This window comes from Nonomuraea glycinis, from assembly GCF_014646515.1.
Lineage (GTDB): Bacteria > Actinomycetota > Actinomycetes > Streptosporangiales > Streptosporangiaceae > Nonomuraea > Nonomuraea glycinis.
Genome location: NZ_BMNK01000003.1, coordinates 556,462 through 570,180, shown reverse-complemented (window position 1 = coordinate 570,180; position 13,719 = coordinate 556,462). Strand labels below are relative to the sequence as shown.

The 13,719-nt window shown below is 71.4% G+C and carries 12 protein-coding genes; 6 read left to right on the top strand and 6 right to left on the bottom strand.

Annotated features, from left to right (window positions below; all coding sequences use genetic code 11):
- Positions 1-36: 36 nt before the first annotated feature.
- Positions 37-1,029 carry a hypothetical protein gene (locus IEY87_RS12155; protein WP_189138657.1) on the top strand — a complete coding sequence of 331 codons (993 nt, stop codon included), beginning with the start codon at positions 37-39 and terminating at the stop codon, positions 1,027-1,029.
- Positions 1,030-1,097: 68 nt separating this feature from the next.
- Here the strand turns inward: IEY87_RS12155 and IEY87_RS12150 are convergent, their stop codons facing one another.
- A complete protein-coding gene (locus IEY87_RS12150; protein WP_189138656.1) occupies positions 1,098-1,787 on the bottom strand; it encodes a DUF899 domain-containing protein in 690 nt (229 codons plus the stop codon).
- Positions 1,788-1,957: 170 nt separating this feature from the next.
- On the opposite strand from IEY87_RS12150, the gene IEY87_RS12145 reads away from it, so the two are divergent.
- Entirely contained in the window at positions 1,958-2,356 is a 399-nt protein-coding gene (locus tag IEY87_RS12145; RefSeq protein ID WP_189138655.1) for a hypothetical protein, read from the top strand.
- A 78-nt stretch (positions 2,357-2,434) separates the two neighbouring features.
- Here the strand turns inward: IEY87_RS12145 and IEY87_RS12140 are convergent, their stop codons facing one another.
- On the bottom strand, positions 2,435-3,034 hold the full coding sequence (locus tag IEY87_RS12140; RefSeq protein WP_189138654.1) for a TetR/AcrR family transcriptional regulator: 600 nt from the start codon (positions 3,032-3,034) through the stop codon (positions 2,435-2,437).
- 89 nt (positions 3,035-3,123) lie between these two features.
- Between IEY87_RS12140 and IEY87_RS12135 the strand changes: the two genes are divergently transcribed.
- Complete coding sequence (locus IEY87_RS12135) at positions 3,124-4,092, top strand: NADP-dependent oxidoreductase (RefSeq protein ID WP_189138653.1); 969 nt, start codon at positions 3,124-3,126, stop codon at positions 4,090-4,092.
- Between the two features lie 123 nt (positions 4,093-4,215).
- Positions 4,216-5,229, top strand: coding sequence for an ABC transporter substrate-binding protein (locus IEY87_RS12130; protein WP_189138652.1), 1,014 nt, complete (start codon positions 4,216-4,218; stop codon positions 5,227-5,229).
- Here IEY87_RS12130 and IEY87_RS12125 read toward each other — a convergent pair.
- The 3 genes from IEY87_RS12125 to IEY87_RS12115 form a co-directional block, all read right to left on the bottom strand.
- The gene (locus tag IEY87_RS12125) at positions 5,226-6,029 is read right to left on the bottom strand and encodes a substrate-binding periplasmic protein (protein ID WP_189138651.1); all 804 of its coding nucleotides are present in this window, start codon (positions 6,027-6,029) and stop codon (positions 5,226-5,228) included. The genes IEY87_RS12130 and IEY87_RS12125 overlap by 4 nt on opposite strands.
- Positions 6,026-7,357: a GlnX family signal transduction membrane protein gene (locus IEY87_RS12120; protein ID WP_189138650.1), complete on the bottom strand. Its 1,332-nt coding sequence runs from the start codon at positions 7,355-7,357 to the stop codon at positions 6,026-6,028. The genes IEY87_RS12125 and IEY87_RS12120 overlap by 4 nt, the downstream gene beginning before the upstream one ends.
- Positions 7,358-7,543: 186 nt before the next feature.
- Positions 7,544-8,233, bottom strand: coding sequence for a COG4315 family predicted lipoprotein (locus IEY87_RS12115; protein ID WP_189138649.1), 690 nt, complete (start codon positions 8,231-8,233; stop codon positions 7,544-7,546).
- Between the two features lie 143 nt (positions 8,234-8,376).
- Between IEY87_RS12115 and IEY87_RS12110 the strand changes: the two genes are divergently transcribed.
- A complete protein-coding gene (locus tag IEY87_RS12110; RefSeq protein ID WP_229699326.1) occupies positions 8,377-8,661 on the top strand; it encodes a hypothetical protein in 285 nt (94 codons plus the stop codon).
- Positions 8,661-9,275, top strand: coding sequence for a hypothetical protein (locus tag IEY87_RS12105; protein ID WP_189138647.1), 615 nt, complete (start codon positions 8,661-8,663; stop codon positions 9,273-9,275). The genes IEY87_RS12110 and IEY87_RS12105 overlap by 1 nt, the downstream gene beginning before the upstream one ends.
- Before the next feature lie 34 nt (positions 9,276-9,309).
- Here the strand turns inward: IEY87_RS12105 and IEY87_RS12100 are convergent, their stop codons facing one another.
- Positions 9,310-13,665, bottom strand: a complete 4,356-nt coding sequence (locus IEY87_RS12100; RefSeq protein ID WP_225276952.1) for a type VII secretion EssC family protein — start codon at positions 13,663-13,665, stop codon at positions 9,310-9,312.
- Positions 13,666-13,719 lie beyond the last annotated feature (54 nt).

Sequence of the window (13,719 nt, the reverse complement as noted above, 5' to 3'; positions counted from 1 at the left end):
GCATCGCGGAGTACCTGGCCGCGGGCGGCCGGACTGATGCTCGGCGCGGGCCGGGAAGCCGGTGCCACCGCGCTGGAGCGTCTGGCCGGCGACGGGCGGACGGCGGCACCGGCGCGGGCCGAGGCCGTGCGTACGCTGCTGGAGGCCGGGCAGCCGGTGGCGTACGACCTGGTTCGCCCGCTTCTCGGGTCGGAGTACCTCTGGTCCGGGCTGCTGAGCGCGGCCGGATATGCGCAACCGGCCCTGGACCTGCTCGTCGAGCTGGTCAGGGATCAACGCGTCCCCGCGGTGCGCCGGATCAGAGCCGTGGCCGTGGTGCTGCCGTCCGGGCACCCGGCCGCGGTCACGTCGGTGGACGCCCTGATCGGCGACTCTCGCCTCGAGCCGGGTGACCTGCTGCAGCTCGGTCACGTGCTGAACGGTCTCGGCGAGCCGCGAGCCCAGCATGTGCTGCGACAGGTCGCCGAGAACCGGTCGGCGCCCTTCGCCTATCGGCTCGAAGCTGCCCAGAGCATGGATTCCGAGGCGCGCTCGGCGGTCCTGCGTGCCCTGGCCTGGCATCGCCGGCTGCGGCCCGTGGAGCGGCTCAGAGCGCTGAACGAGTTGCTGAACAACCCGGCCTACCGGTGGCACACCCTGCCCGAGTCACCCGAAAGGCGCGCGCTCTTGCGGCTGCGGGCGCGCCTGGAAGAGCGGATCAACCAGCGCCTGATCGTGCGGATCTACCAGGCCGTCGCCACGGTGGGCGGCGGGGTCCTCGGGGCTCTGGCGTCCCCCTTCCGGTATGTCGGTGGCCAGTGGAAGCGCCGGGCCTACCGGAATTCCCGCCTCTATAAGAGGCTACGCCGGGTGTTCCAGTCGCTACGGCGTCGCAGGCTCGCCGCCGCCGAAGGGGTCGGCGTCGGGCGGACGCTCAACCCGGACATGCTGCTGACGCTGGAGCTCGACATCGAACGCCAGGCGGCGGTCGCCGAAGCGGAGGCCAAGCAGCAGATCGCCAAGATGCGGTCGGACCTGCCTGCTGTGTAGCCGGCTTGTTTCCGACCTCCGCACGGGCGCTCATGCTCACGGAGACAGGTGCCCGCTGACAGCAGTCTCTAGGCGGTGGCCGGGCCGTAGCGTGCGGCGATGTCCTCGGAGCTGGGCCACCCGCCGTACGTGGGTGACTGTGGCCAGCCGTCGGGCGAGTCCTGCCACTCCTCCTGACGCCCGTACGGCAGCAGGTCGATCAGGGCGAAGGTGTGGGTGAGTTGTTCGGTGCCGCGGCCGTTGGTGTGCCAGGTGCGGTAGACGGTGTCGCCGTCGCGGAGGAACACGTTGACGCCGAATCCTTCGCCGGGCGGTGCGCCGACGTCGGCGCCGAACGGGCTGTCGGCGGTGGAGTACCAGGGCATCCGGTTGCCGACCCGCCGCTTGTAGGCGAGGGCCTCGTCGATCGGGCCCTGGGTGACGATGACGAACCGCGCGTCGTAGTTGTCCAGGAACTCCAGCCGGGTGAACTGCGAGGTGAAGCCCGTGCAGCCCGAGCACTGCCACTGTTTGCCCGGGAACCACATGTGGTTGTAGACGATCAGTTGCCTCTTGCCTTCGAAGATGTCCGCCAGCCGGACCGGTCCGTCCTCGCCTTCAAGGGTGTAGTCCGGCATCCGCACCATGGGCAGGCGGCGGCGCTGGGCGGCGACGGCGTCGAGCTCCCGGGTCGCGGCCTTCTCCCGGGCGCGCAGCTCTTCGAGGTGACGCAGCCAGGTGTCGGCGTCGACGACGGGCGGTAGGGCGTTCGTGCTCATGGTCTCTCCCAGGTTCTCGCTCTCCAGGAATAGACCTGCCCCGGTCGTAAAATTCATCGGTGATCGGCCGATCCGAATGAGCGAGCCGCAGCAGCCTTTGCGAAAGGGACGACATGCCTCCCGAGACATCACCCAGGCGGCGGAGCAGGTTGCCGTTCCTTTTATGTCTGGTGCTCCTTGGCGTTGTCTGCGCCGTCGTCCTGCTGTTCAAGGTCCCCGAGTGGCGCAATGACGCCGCACTGGCCGGTCTGGAGGAGCGGGTGAGCGCGCACCCGCTGCCGCCTGACACGGAGCGGGGCGATCATGGCGTGCAGGGCACCGTGGGCCTGCAGTCGGGCAACAGCAATCACTGCGACTATCTGGTACGGATGTCGCTGCGCACCAAGCTGTCCGGCCCTGAGATCACGCGTTATTACGAGTCCGCCGCGATCGAGGGCGTCGCGGGCCGCGCGCTCGCCGGCACCGTTCACGTCGGCGTGAGCGGATCGGGGCAGGACGGGTACACGGCCGTCATCGTCGAGTTCTTCGACGGATTTCACGAACCCGGTATGGACCTGCGCTGCTACTGACGGTCGGCAGGGGGTGATTCTCCCGCCCGTTGGTGAGCCGCGTTTCTGGATGGTCAGGCCGTGGTGGGCGCGCTGCCGTCACATCGAACGGGGAGGTGGGTGGGGCAGCGGGTGGGCGCCTTGTGGGCGCAGGCCGTCGAAGATGATCGCCAGGTAGCGCCGCCACAGGTCGGGCGGGGGGTCCGGCAGGTAGGTGACCACATGGTTCGGCGCGCACATCAGCAGGATGACGTCCGTGCCGGTGACGTCGGGCCGTACCGCGTCGTGGTCGCGGGCCCGGTCCACGAGCGCGTGGACGACGCGGAACAGGCGTTCCTGGGTCTGGGCCGCGTCGGGCGCGAGCCGGTCGGCTCCTTGGAGGAACGACAGGTCGAGTTGTTGTTGCTGCTGCGCCGCCATGGCGAGGAACTCCAGCAGCGCCGCGCCCGCGTCCGCCGCGTCGAGCAGGCGCTCGCCTGCCGCGATGAGCGGGGTGATCCGCTCCTGGACGACCGCGGCGATCAGGTCGTCCTTGGTGGGGAAGTGGCGGAACACCGTTCCTTTCCCGACTCCGGCGCGGCGGGCGATGTCGGCGACCGATGCTTCCAGCCCTCGCTCGGCGAACTCCTCGGCCGCCGCGGCGAGCAGCAGTTGCCGGTTCCGTGCGGCGTCGGCGCGGAGCCGAGGAGGCGAGGTCACCCCGTAAGGCTACAACTTGACCGCGCGGTCCGTTTGTGGCTACGGTTCTGACCGTAAGATGACCGCTCGGTCCGTTTTTGGAGGAGTACATGAAGGCAGTCGTCGTGAACGGCTACGGTCCGCCGGAACAGTTCGTGGTGGCGGACATCCCGGTGCCGAGACCAGGGCCGGGGCAGATCCAGGTGCGGATCTCCGCCGCCGCGCTCAACCCCACCGACATCCGCCTGGCCGGCGGCGCTTTCCACGCGCAGGCGCCCCTGGCGTTCCCGTACGTGCCCGGCAACGACTTCGCCGGAACCGTCACCGAGGTCGGACCGGGCGTGACCGCCTTCCAGGTGGGGGACGAGATCTTCGGCGAGGCCGTGCCCAGGGCCCTGCGCGCGATAGCCAGTCCGACGCGGCCCTCGCTCGGCACCGGCTCGCTGGCCGAGTACGCGGTGTTCGAGGCCGACACTCCGCTGATCGCGCACCGGCCCCCGGCCGTCTCGGCAGAGGACGCGGCGGCGCTGGCGACCGCCGGCCTGACCGCGCTGTCGCTGGCCGGGATAGCCCGGCTGAAGCCGGACGAGACCGTCCTCGTCGTCGGCGCGAGCGGCGGTGTGGGCACGGCGGTGGTTCCCCTGGTCGCCGCGGCCGGGGCGCGGGTGATCGCGACCGGCGCCACCGCGGACGCCGACGTCCTGCGCGATCTCGGGGCCGACGAGGTCATCGGGTACGACGAAGCGGGTTATCCCGGCGGCGTCGACGCCGCGTTCAACCTCGTGCTGCCCGGCGACCGTCTGGCCGGCCTCGCCAAGGCCATCCGCTCCGGGGGCCGCCTGCTCACCATCACCTACCCGGCTCCTTCGCAGGAGTCGATCGGCCGCGACGACGTGGACCTGCGGTATGTGCTCGACCTGGACGCCACGTATGGCGGCATGCGGGAAGTCGGTGAACTCGCCGCCGACGGCCGGCTCCCGGCCACGATCGGCGGCCGTCACACCCTCGACCAAGGCGTCCAGGCATGCGTGGACTTCGTCCGTGAGCACACCATCGGCAAAATCGTCGTGACCATGTGATCCTGTCCCTTCCCGTACGGACCTAGGGAACCGTTGCGGAGATCGGTTGCGTGAGGCCCGGAGCCGAGTGTCGAATGGGGGGCGACACTCGGGCGGGACGTCGGCGTACCCCTTGGAGGGGCGATGAGGCCGTTGGCCATCGCACTGGCAGCGATCCTGCTGGTGGCGGGCTGCTCGACAGCGCGGCGGGACAAGATCACGGTCGCCTGCGGCGCGAGCGAGCGATGGTGCGCGATGATGGTCAAGCGGTTCTCCGACGCCACGGGGGTGGAGGCCGACTTCGTCCGGCTCTCCAGTGGTGAGGCGCTGGAGCGGATCAAGGCGGCCAGGGCGCGGCAGGAGTTCGACGTCTGGCATGGCGGGCCGGCCGACTCCTATGTGGCGGCCAAGAGTCAAGGGCTGCTGGAGCCGTACGCCTCGGCGAAGTCCGGGGAGATCCGGACGGAATGGGCCGATCGGGAGCATGCCTGGAGCGGGATCTACGCCGGGGTGCTGGCCTTCTGCAACAACACCAAGGAGCTGGCCAAGAGAGGGATGAAGCCGATCCGCTCCTGGCGGGAGCTGCTGGACAGGCGGCTGCGCGGCGGCGGCGTCGCCCTCGCCCATCCGGCCACCTCCGGAACGGCGTACACGACGCTGTGGACGCACGTGGAGCTCAATGGCGGCGATCAGGAGGCGGCGCTCGGCTACCTGCGCGACCTGCACCCGAACGTGCTGAGGTACAACTCCTCCGGCAGCGCGGCCGCCGTGCAGGCGGCCAAGGGGGAGGCGGCGGTCGGCGTCGTCTTCTCCCATGACTGCGTCGCCGCCCAGGAGCAGGGCTACCCGAACCTGGAGGTGACCTTCCCGCGGGAGGGCACCGGGTACGAGCTCGGCGGGCTGGCCGTGCTGGCCGGGGCGCACAACCCCGGCAGCGCGCGCAGGTACGTCGACTGGGCGCTGAGCGGGGCGTCCCAGCGGCTGGGGCCGCTGGTCCAGTTCTACGCCCTGCCCACCAACACCGGGGTGCCGGCGCACTCCAAGGCGGCCGACCCGGCGACGGTCAAGCTGGTCCCCTACGACGTGGAGGTCGCCGGGCGCGCCAAGCAGGCGCTCGTCGGCAGGTTCGGCGCGGAGATCGCCGGTCCGCCCGGCTAGGAGCAGCCCTCGAACTGCGGGACCGCGACCACCGACAGGTCGATGCCCGACCTGCCGAACCACTTGTCCAGCAACATGTGCGCGGTGCCGTCCTGGTACATCTCGGTGATGGCCCGGTTGAGCTCCTCGCAGCCGTCGACGTCGCCCTTGCGCACGCCGATCGACGTGCGTTGCTCGTTGAACGTCGCGCCGACCAGGTGCAGGTCGACGCCCGGCTTGGTGAGCAGCCCGGCCAGGATCTGGCTGTTGGTGGAGATGGCGTCGATCGTGCCGTTCTTGATCATGTCCAGGCAGACGTTGTAGTCGGGCGCCTCGACGGGGATCGCCTTGACCCGGCGCTCCTCGACGATCCGCTGGGCGATGTTCGTGCCGCGCACCAGGCAGATCTTGCGGCCCGCCAGGTCGCGGACGTCGTGGACGGCGTCCTTGTCGGCCGGTCGTACGGCGATGTCCTGGAAGTCGATGTGGTACGGCCCGGCGAAGTCGATCACCTTCTTCCGCTCCGGGGTGACCGACATGTGGGCGAAGACCAGGTCGGCCCGCCCGTCGGTGAGCACGGTGAGCTGGTCGCCGGCCGTGATCTCCAGCCAGCGGATCCGCTTGCCCAGCCGGGAGAGCAGATCCTCGGCCACGTCGATGTTGAAGCCGTCGTACGAGCCGTCCGGCCCCTTGAAGCTGATCAGCGGGACGTCGGAGCGGATGGCGACGACGGCCACCTCGTCGTCGTCCATGAGGGACGGTGGCCGCGCGGTGCCGCAGGCGGTGAGCAGTAGGATCAGGCAGATCAGCAGTTTCCTCACCGGTACTCCCTGAGTCGTGGCAGGACGCCGACCAGGATGAGCAGGGCGCCGGCGGCCAGCCCGGCGGGGATCGACCGCCACAGCGTCTCCAGGGCTCCGTCGCCGCCGTCGATGGCACGCTCGAAGTCGGACTCGTGCCGCCGGATCAGCTCCTCCAGCACCTTGTCGTAGCTCTCGTACGCCTGGGTGAGCTCGCCGTCCCAGAACTTGATCGCCGCCTCGGCCGGCAGGGTCCTCATCCGCGCGTCGGCCTGCTGGAAGCCCTGGTAGACGGTGAAGAGGCGGTCCCGGTCCCGGCCCGTCACGCCGCCGAGCAGGCCCTGGAAGTCGGCGCGCAGCTTGCTCTGGTAGTCGGGCAGGCTCGTGGACTCGACGGCCGCGACCGTCCGGGACTTGTCCAGGAAGGTGTGCTCGTAGGTGTCCTTGCGGAAGCGGTCGAGCAGGTAGCGGCTCTGGTCCCCGTACATGCTCTTGCTGATCGCGCGGGCCCTGGTCAGGGTGAGCACCGAGTCGAACCCGCGGCGCTTGGCCTCGGTCAGCGCCTGGCCCTGCCGGTCGAGCAGGGCCGTGCCGGTCACCAGTGCGGCGGTGGCGAGCACGGTGGCGACCACCAGGGCCGGGGCGAAGATCCGGCGGAATCTGCGGGTCAGGTAGATCTGCAGGGCCAGCAGGCAGCCCAGTGCGAGCAGGCCGGTGCCGACGACGGCGACGCGGGCCAGCGAGGTGGCCGAGCGCTCGGCGTCATGCGCGCGCCTGACGATCGTCCCGGTCTCCAGGGTCAGGTTGTAGGCCTGGGGGAGAAGCTCGCGGTGCATGAGGTCGGTGGCCTGCTGGTAAGCCCTGACCACGTGGTCGGGCGGCTGTCCCGCGGTGTGGCCGGACTGCACGTCCAGCAGCCGGGCGTGGGCGGCCAGCCGTTCGTAGCGGCCCAGGCCCTCGATCAGCGACTCGACCGTACGTTGCTCGACCGGGTTGTCCAGGGCCAGCCGGTAGGTTCTGAGCAGACCCTCGGAGATCTCCAGCCGTCGCTGGTCGTAGGTGGTCAGGTCGGCCTGCTGCTGCGGGCCGTACTCTCTGCCCAGCAGCAGGGTCTCGGCCATCAGCGCGTCCATCTCCGACATCTGCCGGTACAGGCCCGCGGTGGCGAGCACCTGCGGCCCGGCTTCATGCCCGATGGTGCGCAGGCTGGAGCCCGTGCTCGCCGCGCCGGCCAGGATCGCGGCCAGCAGCAGCGCCAGCGCCAGGACGGACAGCCCGGCCAGCGCCCGCAGCCGCCCGGGGACCGACTCCTTGCGCCGCCGGACCGGAGGCGTCGCCGTCACCGTCATGGCCTGTTCCCGGGGGAGGCGCTGGGATCGTGGGCACGCACCGCGCCTCCCGGGATCGACTCGTGCTGGGAAGTCGAGCATGACCGCGGGCGCGGCAGGTCCGCAAGAGGAGTTTCCGACAGCGGCGGCCGGGCCGGACGGGCTCGGCGATCCGGACGGGCTCGGCGATCCGGACGAGCTCCGCGATCAGGACGGCTTTGCCTTGTCCCCGGTCGGGCCGACCGCGAACCAGACACCGTCCTTGCCCTGACCGTTGAGGTCGCCGGGCTTCGCGTCCCCGGAGAAGCGGTAGATCGGCCAGCCTCCCGCGGTCAGTTGCACGATCCCGTCCGGACGCTGGATCGCGCCGATGGCGGACGGCTCGATCCCATGGGTGACGTAGACCTTGCCCTGCTCCTTGATGGTGACGGGCGGCCAGTTGACCGCGCACTCGCCGATGCAGCGGGTCACGTCGACGCTGTCGCTGTCGAAGCGGTAGAGCGCGGACTGGTTCACGTCGACCAGGTACGTGCCCACCGCCGGGGCGGACACGGCTGACAACTGCACCCACTTCGCCGGTTTCGGCTGCGGTTGCACGCCCACCGGTGTTCCGCCGTTGCCGGAGAGGCCGTTCTCCGCGGCCGATCCGCCGACGAGTTGCAGGCCGGTGTTGCCGGCGGGCGAAGCGGGCGGGGCGGAGGTGGCCGGGGCCGAGGACGCGGGCGCCGACGAGGGGGGTGCCGACGAGGCGGGCGCGGGGGCGGCGGGCTCCGCGTCGGTGATGACGATGGATTTGCCGCAGGCCGACGCCCCGAGCACGCCGACGGCGCAGGCGACAGAAAGGACGACCCGGTTCGCGCGGGCGCGGACCAGGGACTTGTTCCGATTGAAGGTCACGCTCTACACACGATCGCGCACCGACGCGCGGTTCATCGGAGTTCGCCACCCCCCGGCCGATCCGGTTTTCGCGTGAACCCCTGCGCGTGCGCCTCCGTGTTCCAGCGGAGGACCGGTTCCTCTTCTACGGACGTCTCCCTGGAGTGAACATGAGCGACATATTCGTACCGGGTGATGCACTGGATGAAGTGTCACGATCACTCACCGTGGTGCTGGACAACATCGACACCGCGGCGGGCGGTGTGGATCTGAACGCCGTTCTGGGCTATCCGCTGATCGACGCGGCCAACAACTTCGAGGGCAGATGGTCGGACGGGCGCATCCAGTTGAAGCGCCAGTGTGAGGAGATCAGGAAAGCCGTCGACCAGATCCGCACCGTGATGCAGGACACCGACGACAAGGCCGCGGCCAGTCTGGACAACGGCTGATGACGGGCGCGACCGGCTTCGTCCTGAACGTGCCCAGCAGTTGGACGGACTTCGACCTCTCCGGTGAGGCGTTGGCCGCGATGCGCCAGGCGGCGCTGGCCGAGGTGCACGAGACCCGCCTGCGCGCGGAGGTCAACGACTATTTCCGCAAGGCCAGGGAGATCACCCGTGCCGCCCGCCGGCAGGGCGCCCTGTACGCGGCGGGCACGGCGACCATGTACGACGACGGACTGTTCATGGGGCACTGCATGGTCTTCGCCGTCTCCGCCCCGGCGGGCCAGGAGCTGACGTTGCCGGTGCTCTCCGAGCAGCTGTCCCGGACGGGTGACGGGGAGTCGGCGCAGCCGGCCGACCGTACGGTCACCGCGGTGGAGTTGCCGGACATCGGCACCGTCGCGCGCATCACGGGGACCGAGGAAGCCCAGCTGATGGACGACATCCGCATCCGCATGCTCACCATGCACACGATCGTCCCGCTGCCCGGGGAGCAGGGGAACTACCTGATCGTGACCTGCGCGACCCCGAACCTGCCGCTCGCGGAGCAGGCGTACGACCTGTTCGACGCGATCACGTCGACGTTCCGCCTCGTGACGGCACCCGCGGCAGGGACGTGACCCGTGGTGGGGGCCCGGCGGGCCCCCACCGGCCTCATCCCTCGATCCGCGTCTCCGGAACCTGGACCGTCCGCAGCGTGCCGTCACCCAGATGCAGATAGCCCCGGCCCAGCTGAGGCGCCTGGCCGATGACGCCGCGCGAAAGCCGTACGCCCAGCAGCTCACCCTCGGTGATGCTCTGCGGGGAGAGCAGCAGCCCCGTCCGGTTGCGCTTGACCTGCCCGATCCAGCCGGCCAGCCCGAGAGACATCGCCTCGGCGTTGCCCCCGGCGACCAGCCCCCAGCCGTTACCCGCCGCGCCCCTGGTGAGCGCCACCAGGTCCGGGCTGATCTCGGACTGCATCAGCAGCTCGGCATCGTCGATGAGCACGACGCCGGTGTCCTCGGGGATCTTCCGCAGCGCCTCCCGGAAGTCGCCCTGACCGACGTCCGGGTCCGTGATGACGCCGGAGACGCCGGGGAGCCCGGCCAGGTCCCGCAGGGGTGAGCGGCGCGGCGCGAGCACGAGCAGTCCCGTCCCCGCCTCCAGCAGGGACCGGGCGATGGCGGCCAGCGCCGTGCTGCGGCCCGACCGGGGCGGGCCCGCCACCACGAAGGTCGGCACCTCGGTCAGGTCCGGGCCGACGAGCGCGAGCGTGTCGCCGGAGACCCCGACGATCGGCCGCATGGGCACGGCCTCGCCCGGGCCACGCAGCGCGCGGGCGTCGGCGTAGGAGATCCGATCGGGCAGTACGTCCAGGCGCATCGGCCGCCGGTCGGCCGGCACGCCGCTCTCCCGCGTGGTCAGCGCCTTGCCGAGCCCGGTCAGGACGATTGCCTGCCCGCCTCCGGAGACATCGCGGCCGAGCACGGCGATCTGCACCTCGCTCATGTCCCGCGCCCGGATGCCGCGGCCCGGAGGCAGCTCCTCGGGAACGTCCCGCGCGTTGAGGCCGACCGCGGAGTAGTCGGTACGGTCGTTCATCCGCAGGACGATCTTGTCCTCGGTGGTCCCGGCGAAGCGGCCGGAGCCGAGCACGCGGTCGCCGGCGAGCACGAGATGGATGCCGACACCGGCGCCGTCCCGCATCAGGCGGAGCATCCGCTCCAGGTAGCTGCCGTTGTCGAAGGTGGCGAACTCCCTCTCGAACACCTCGAACCGGTCGACCATCAGCATGAGGTGCGGCGGCCTCTCGCCGGGTGGGAGCAATCCGCGCAGCTCGGCCAGGTCGGCCACGCCGCGCCCGCCGAGAAGCGCCTGCCGCGCGGCCAGCTCCGCGCCCAGCCGGTCGAGCAGCCGGCCGAGCCGCTCCACCTGGTTGCGGTCGACGACGGCGCCGCAGTGCGGGAGCGAGGTCAGGGCGTTCAGCGCGCCGTTGCCGCAGTCGATGGCGTACAGGTGGAAGTCCTCGACGCTGTGCGCCTGGGACAAGGCGGCCGCCAGGGTGCGCAGGGCCTGCGACCGGCCGGTGCGCTGGGAGCCGATGATGTGCAGATGGCCCGAACGGTCCAGGTCGAAGGTGAGCTCCTCGCGGCTCTGCTCGGCGGGCAGGTCCACCAGGCCGTAGCCGACGGGACCGGACCCGTCCGCCGCCCGCAGCTCCGACACCTGGACCAGCTCCGGCAGCGCCGGCAGCCACGGGCTGGGCTGGCGGCCGATGCCCGCGCTCTCGGCGGCCCTCGCGACGGCCCCGGCCAGGACGGCCAGGTCGGTGACGGCGCCCTGGCTCGGCCCGCCGCCGTGCTCGATGCGGCGAATGATCGGGCCGCCGACCTCCTTCCAGCCCACCTCCATGACGCTCACCGGAGTGACGACCGAGGTCTCCGCGCGCTCCGCGGGCCGCCTGCCGCCGACCCGGCCGGCCTGGAAGGGCAGCAGGGCGCTGGGCCCCAGCCGCGCGTACGCCCGTCCGGGCGCACTTGAGGAGATCTCGCCGGCGTCCGGGGCGTCGATGATGTCGCGGCTCTCGTTGGTGTCGGTGGTGCGCAGGGCGATCCGCAGGTTCGTGTTGGCGCGGATGTCGCCGGTCACCGCGCCCGACGGCCGCTGGGTGGCGAGCACCAGATGGATGCCCAGGGAACGGCCTCGCTGGGCGATGTTGACCAGGCCGGCGACGAAGTTGGGCAGTTCGCGCACCATCGAGGCGAACTCGTCGATGACGAGCAGCAGGCGCGGCAACGGCCCCAGGGCCGCCCCCCGGTTCCGCTTGTCCTGGTAGTCCACGAGGTCCTTGGCGCCGGCCACGGCCAGCAGGTGCTCGCGGCGCCGGAGCTCGGCCCCCAGGGAGATCAGCGCCCGCTCGACCAGGTGCGTGTCCAGGTCGGTCACCAGGCCGACCGTGTGCGGCAGGTCCGCGCACTCGGCGAAGGCGCTACCGCCCTTGTAGTCCACCAGGACGAAGGTCATCTCGTCCGGCCGGTTCGCGACCGCGAGCGTGGCCACCAGCGTCTGGAGCAGCTCGGACTTGCCCGAGCCCGTCGTGCCGGCGATCAGGGCGTGCGGACCGTCCCGGACCAGGTCGACCGCGAAGTCGCCGTCGTATCCGGTGCCCAGCACGGCCCGGGTGCTGCGTCCCGACACCGCCCAGCCGGCGGTGATCACCTCGGGGGTGGGCGGCTCGACGCCCAGGATGTCCAGCAGCCGCACGGCCTTGGGCAGCGCGGCGTCCTCGGAGTCGCCGACGCCGCGCAAGGGGGCCAGCGAGCGGGACACCTGCTCGTACCAGTCCGCGCGGGGGGAGTCAGGACGTACGCCCGTCATCAGCGCGGCGCCGCTCACCCGCACGTCCAGGCCGCCCACGCCGGGCGCCACGACCGCGCCGCACTCCTCCGGGAGCAGCCTTTCCTCCCGTTCCAGGCAGATCGTGTAGACGCCGACCGACGGCCCCTCGCGCAGCAGTGCCACCACACCCGGCAGCGACCGCACCCGGCGGGCGTTCTCGATGACGACCAGGATGTCCGGCATGCCGGCGACCCCGCCGCGCGGCGCCTTGCCGCCCAGCGCGAGCCGGCTGGCCACCAGCTGGCCCAGCTCACCCACCCGCCGGGCCACCGACTCCGCCGTGGTGCCGATGAACAGGTACGCGTCCTCGCTCTGCGCCTGCGCGTGCGGCAGCCAGCGGGTCCAGGACCACGCCCGCTCGCCATCGGCGGACGTCAGCACGCAGATCCGCAGGTCCGCCGGGTTGTGCAGCACCGCCGCCTGGGCCACCATCCAGCTGGCCAGCGTCGCGGCGCCCTCCCCGGCCACCCCGACCACGCCGCTGCTCCTGATGGACACCGGGACCGGCACTTCGATCAGGTCGGGCGTGGTCTTCCTCCGGTGCTCGTCGAGCGCCGGGTCCTCAACGGTGATCGACGACGCCACATCCGCCGTGCCGACGCGCACGTCGAGGAAGTCCGTGTCCCGCCAGCGCCGCTCCCACAGCCGCTCCGACGGCTGCGAGGCCATCCGGAGCAGCGACGCCGGATCGGGAAAGGACAGCCGCCGGTTGTGCTGCTCCATCAGTACGGCCGTGGTGACGTCCGCGCGCACCCGCTCCAGGGCCACCTGGTGTTCCTTGAGCCGCTCCTGGTAGCTCACCTGGTTCTGCTTGCGGCCGCCGAACTGGGTCAGCAGCGCGCCGAGGGGGGAGATCAGGGCGAGGAAGATGAACGACCACCGTCCCGTCACGAGGATCGCCACGATGGCCCCGGCCACGGGCACCAGCAGAATCGGCAGCAGCGGGATGGCGCGCTTCTCCGGCTTCGCGGGCTCCGTCGGCAGCCGGAACTTCAGGGCCGAGGAAGCGGGCACGAACCGGGGCGGGCGGTTGAACTCCAGCCCCAGACCGTCCGCCGCCCGGGTCAGCGGGGCCCGCGCGGGCATCGTGGTGGACAGCTCCAGGAGGTTGCCGCCCACGTCCAGCTGGCTGCCCTCCGGCCAGTCGGCCGCTCCGGACAGCACCTCACCGTCCAGCTGCGCGCCGTCCACAGGGGTGAGCAGGACCGTGGCGTCCACCCGTACGACGATGCGGGCCGCCTCTTCCGGGGTGCCGTCGCCCAGGCGCACCCGGCAGGCCGGTCCGCTCCCGATGTCGTAGTGGCCGGGTGGCAGCTGGTAGATGGTCCCCGCGCCGGGGCCGCTGACGATCCGCAGCTCCACCGACCCCTCGGACACCTCCTCCGCCGGCAGCGGAACGCCGAGCCCCAGGTCGACACCGTCCCGCACGCCCGCGGCGTACAGGGTCGTCTCGCCGTCCAGAGGCTCCTGGCCGAGGTAGAGCGGCGGGACCGCCTCCGCGCGGCCGGCGGGCACCAGGACGCGCGCCAGCTCCGCGGCGAAGTGCCCGACGCTGGTGGACGGCTCGGCGTCGACGACTACGGCCGTCGGCTCGGTGTGTGCGTCACGGACGCTGACATTTATCCGCACGGTTCCCTCCAGGCGGTGATGAGATGCGCGGCCGTGAGGTCGGCACGCGGAGGC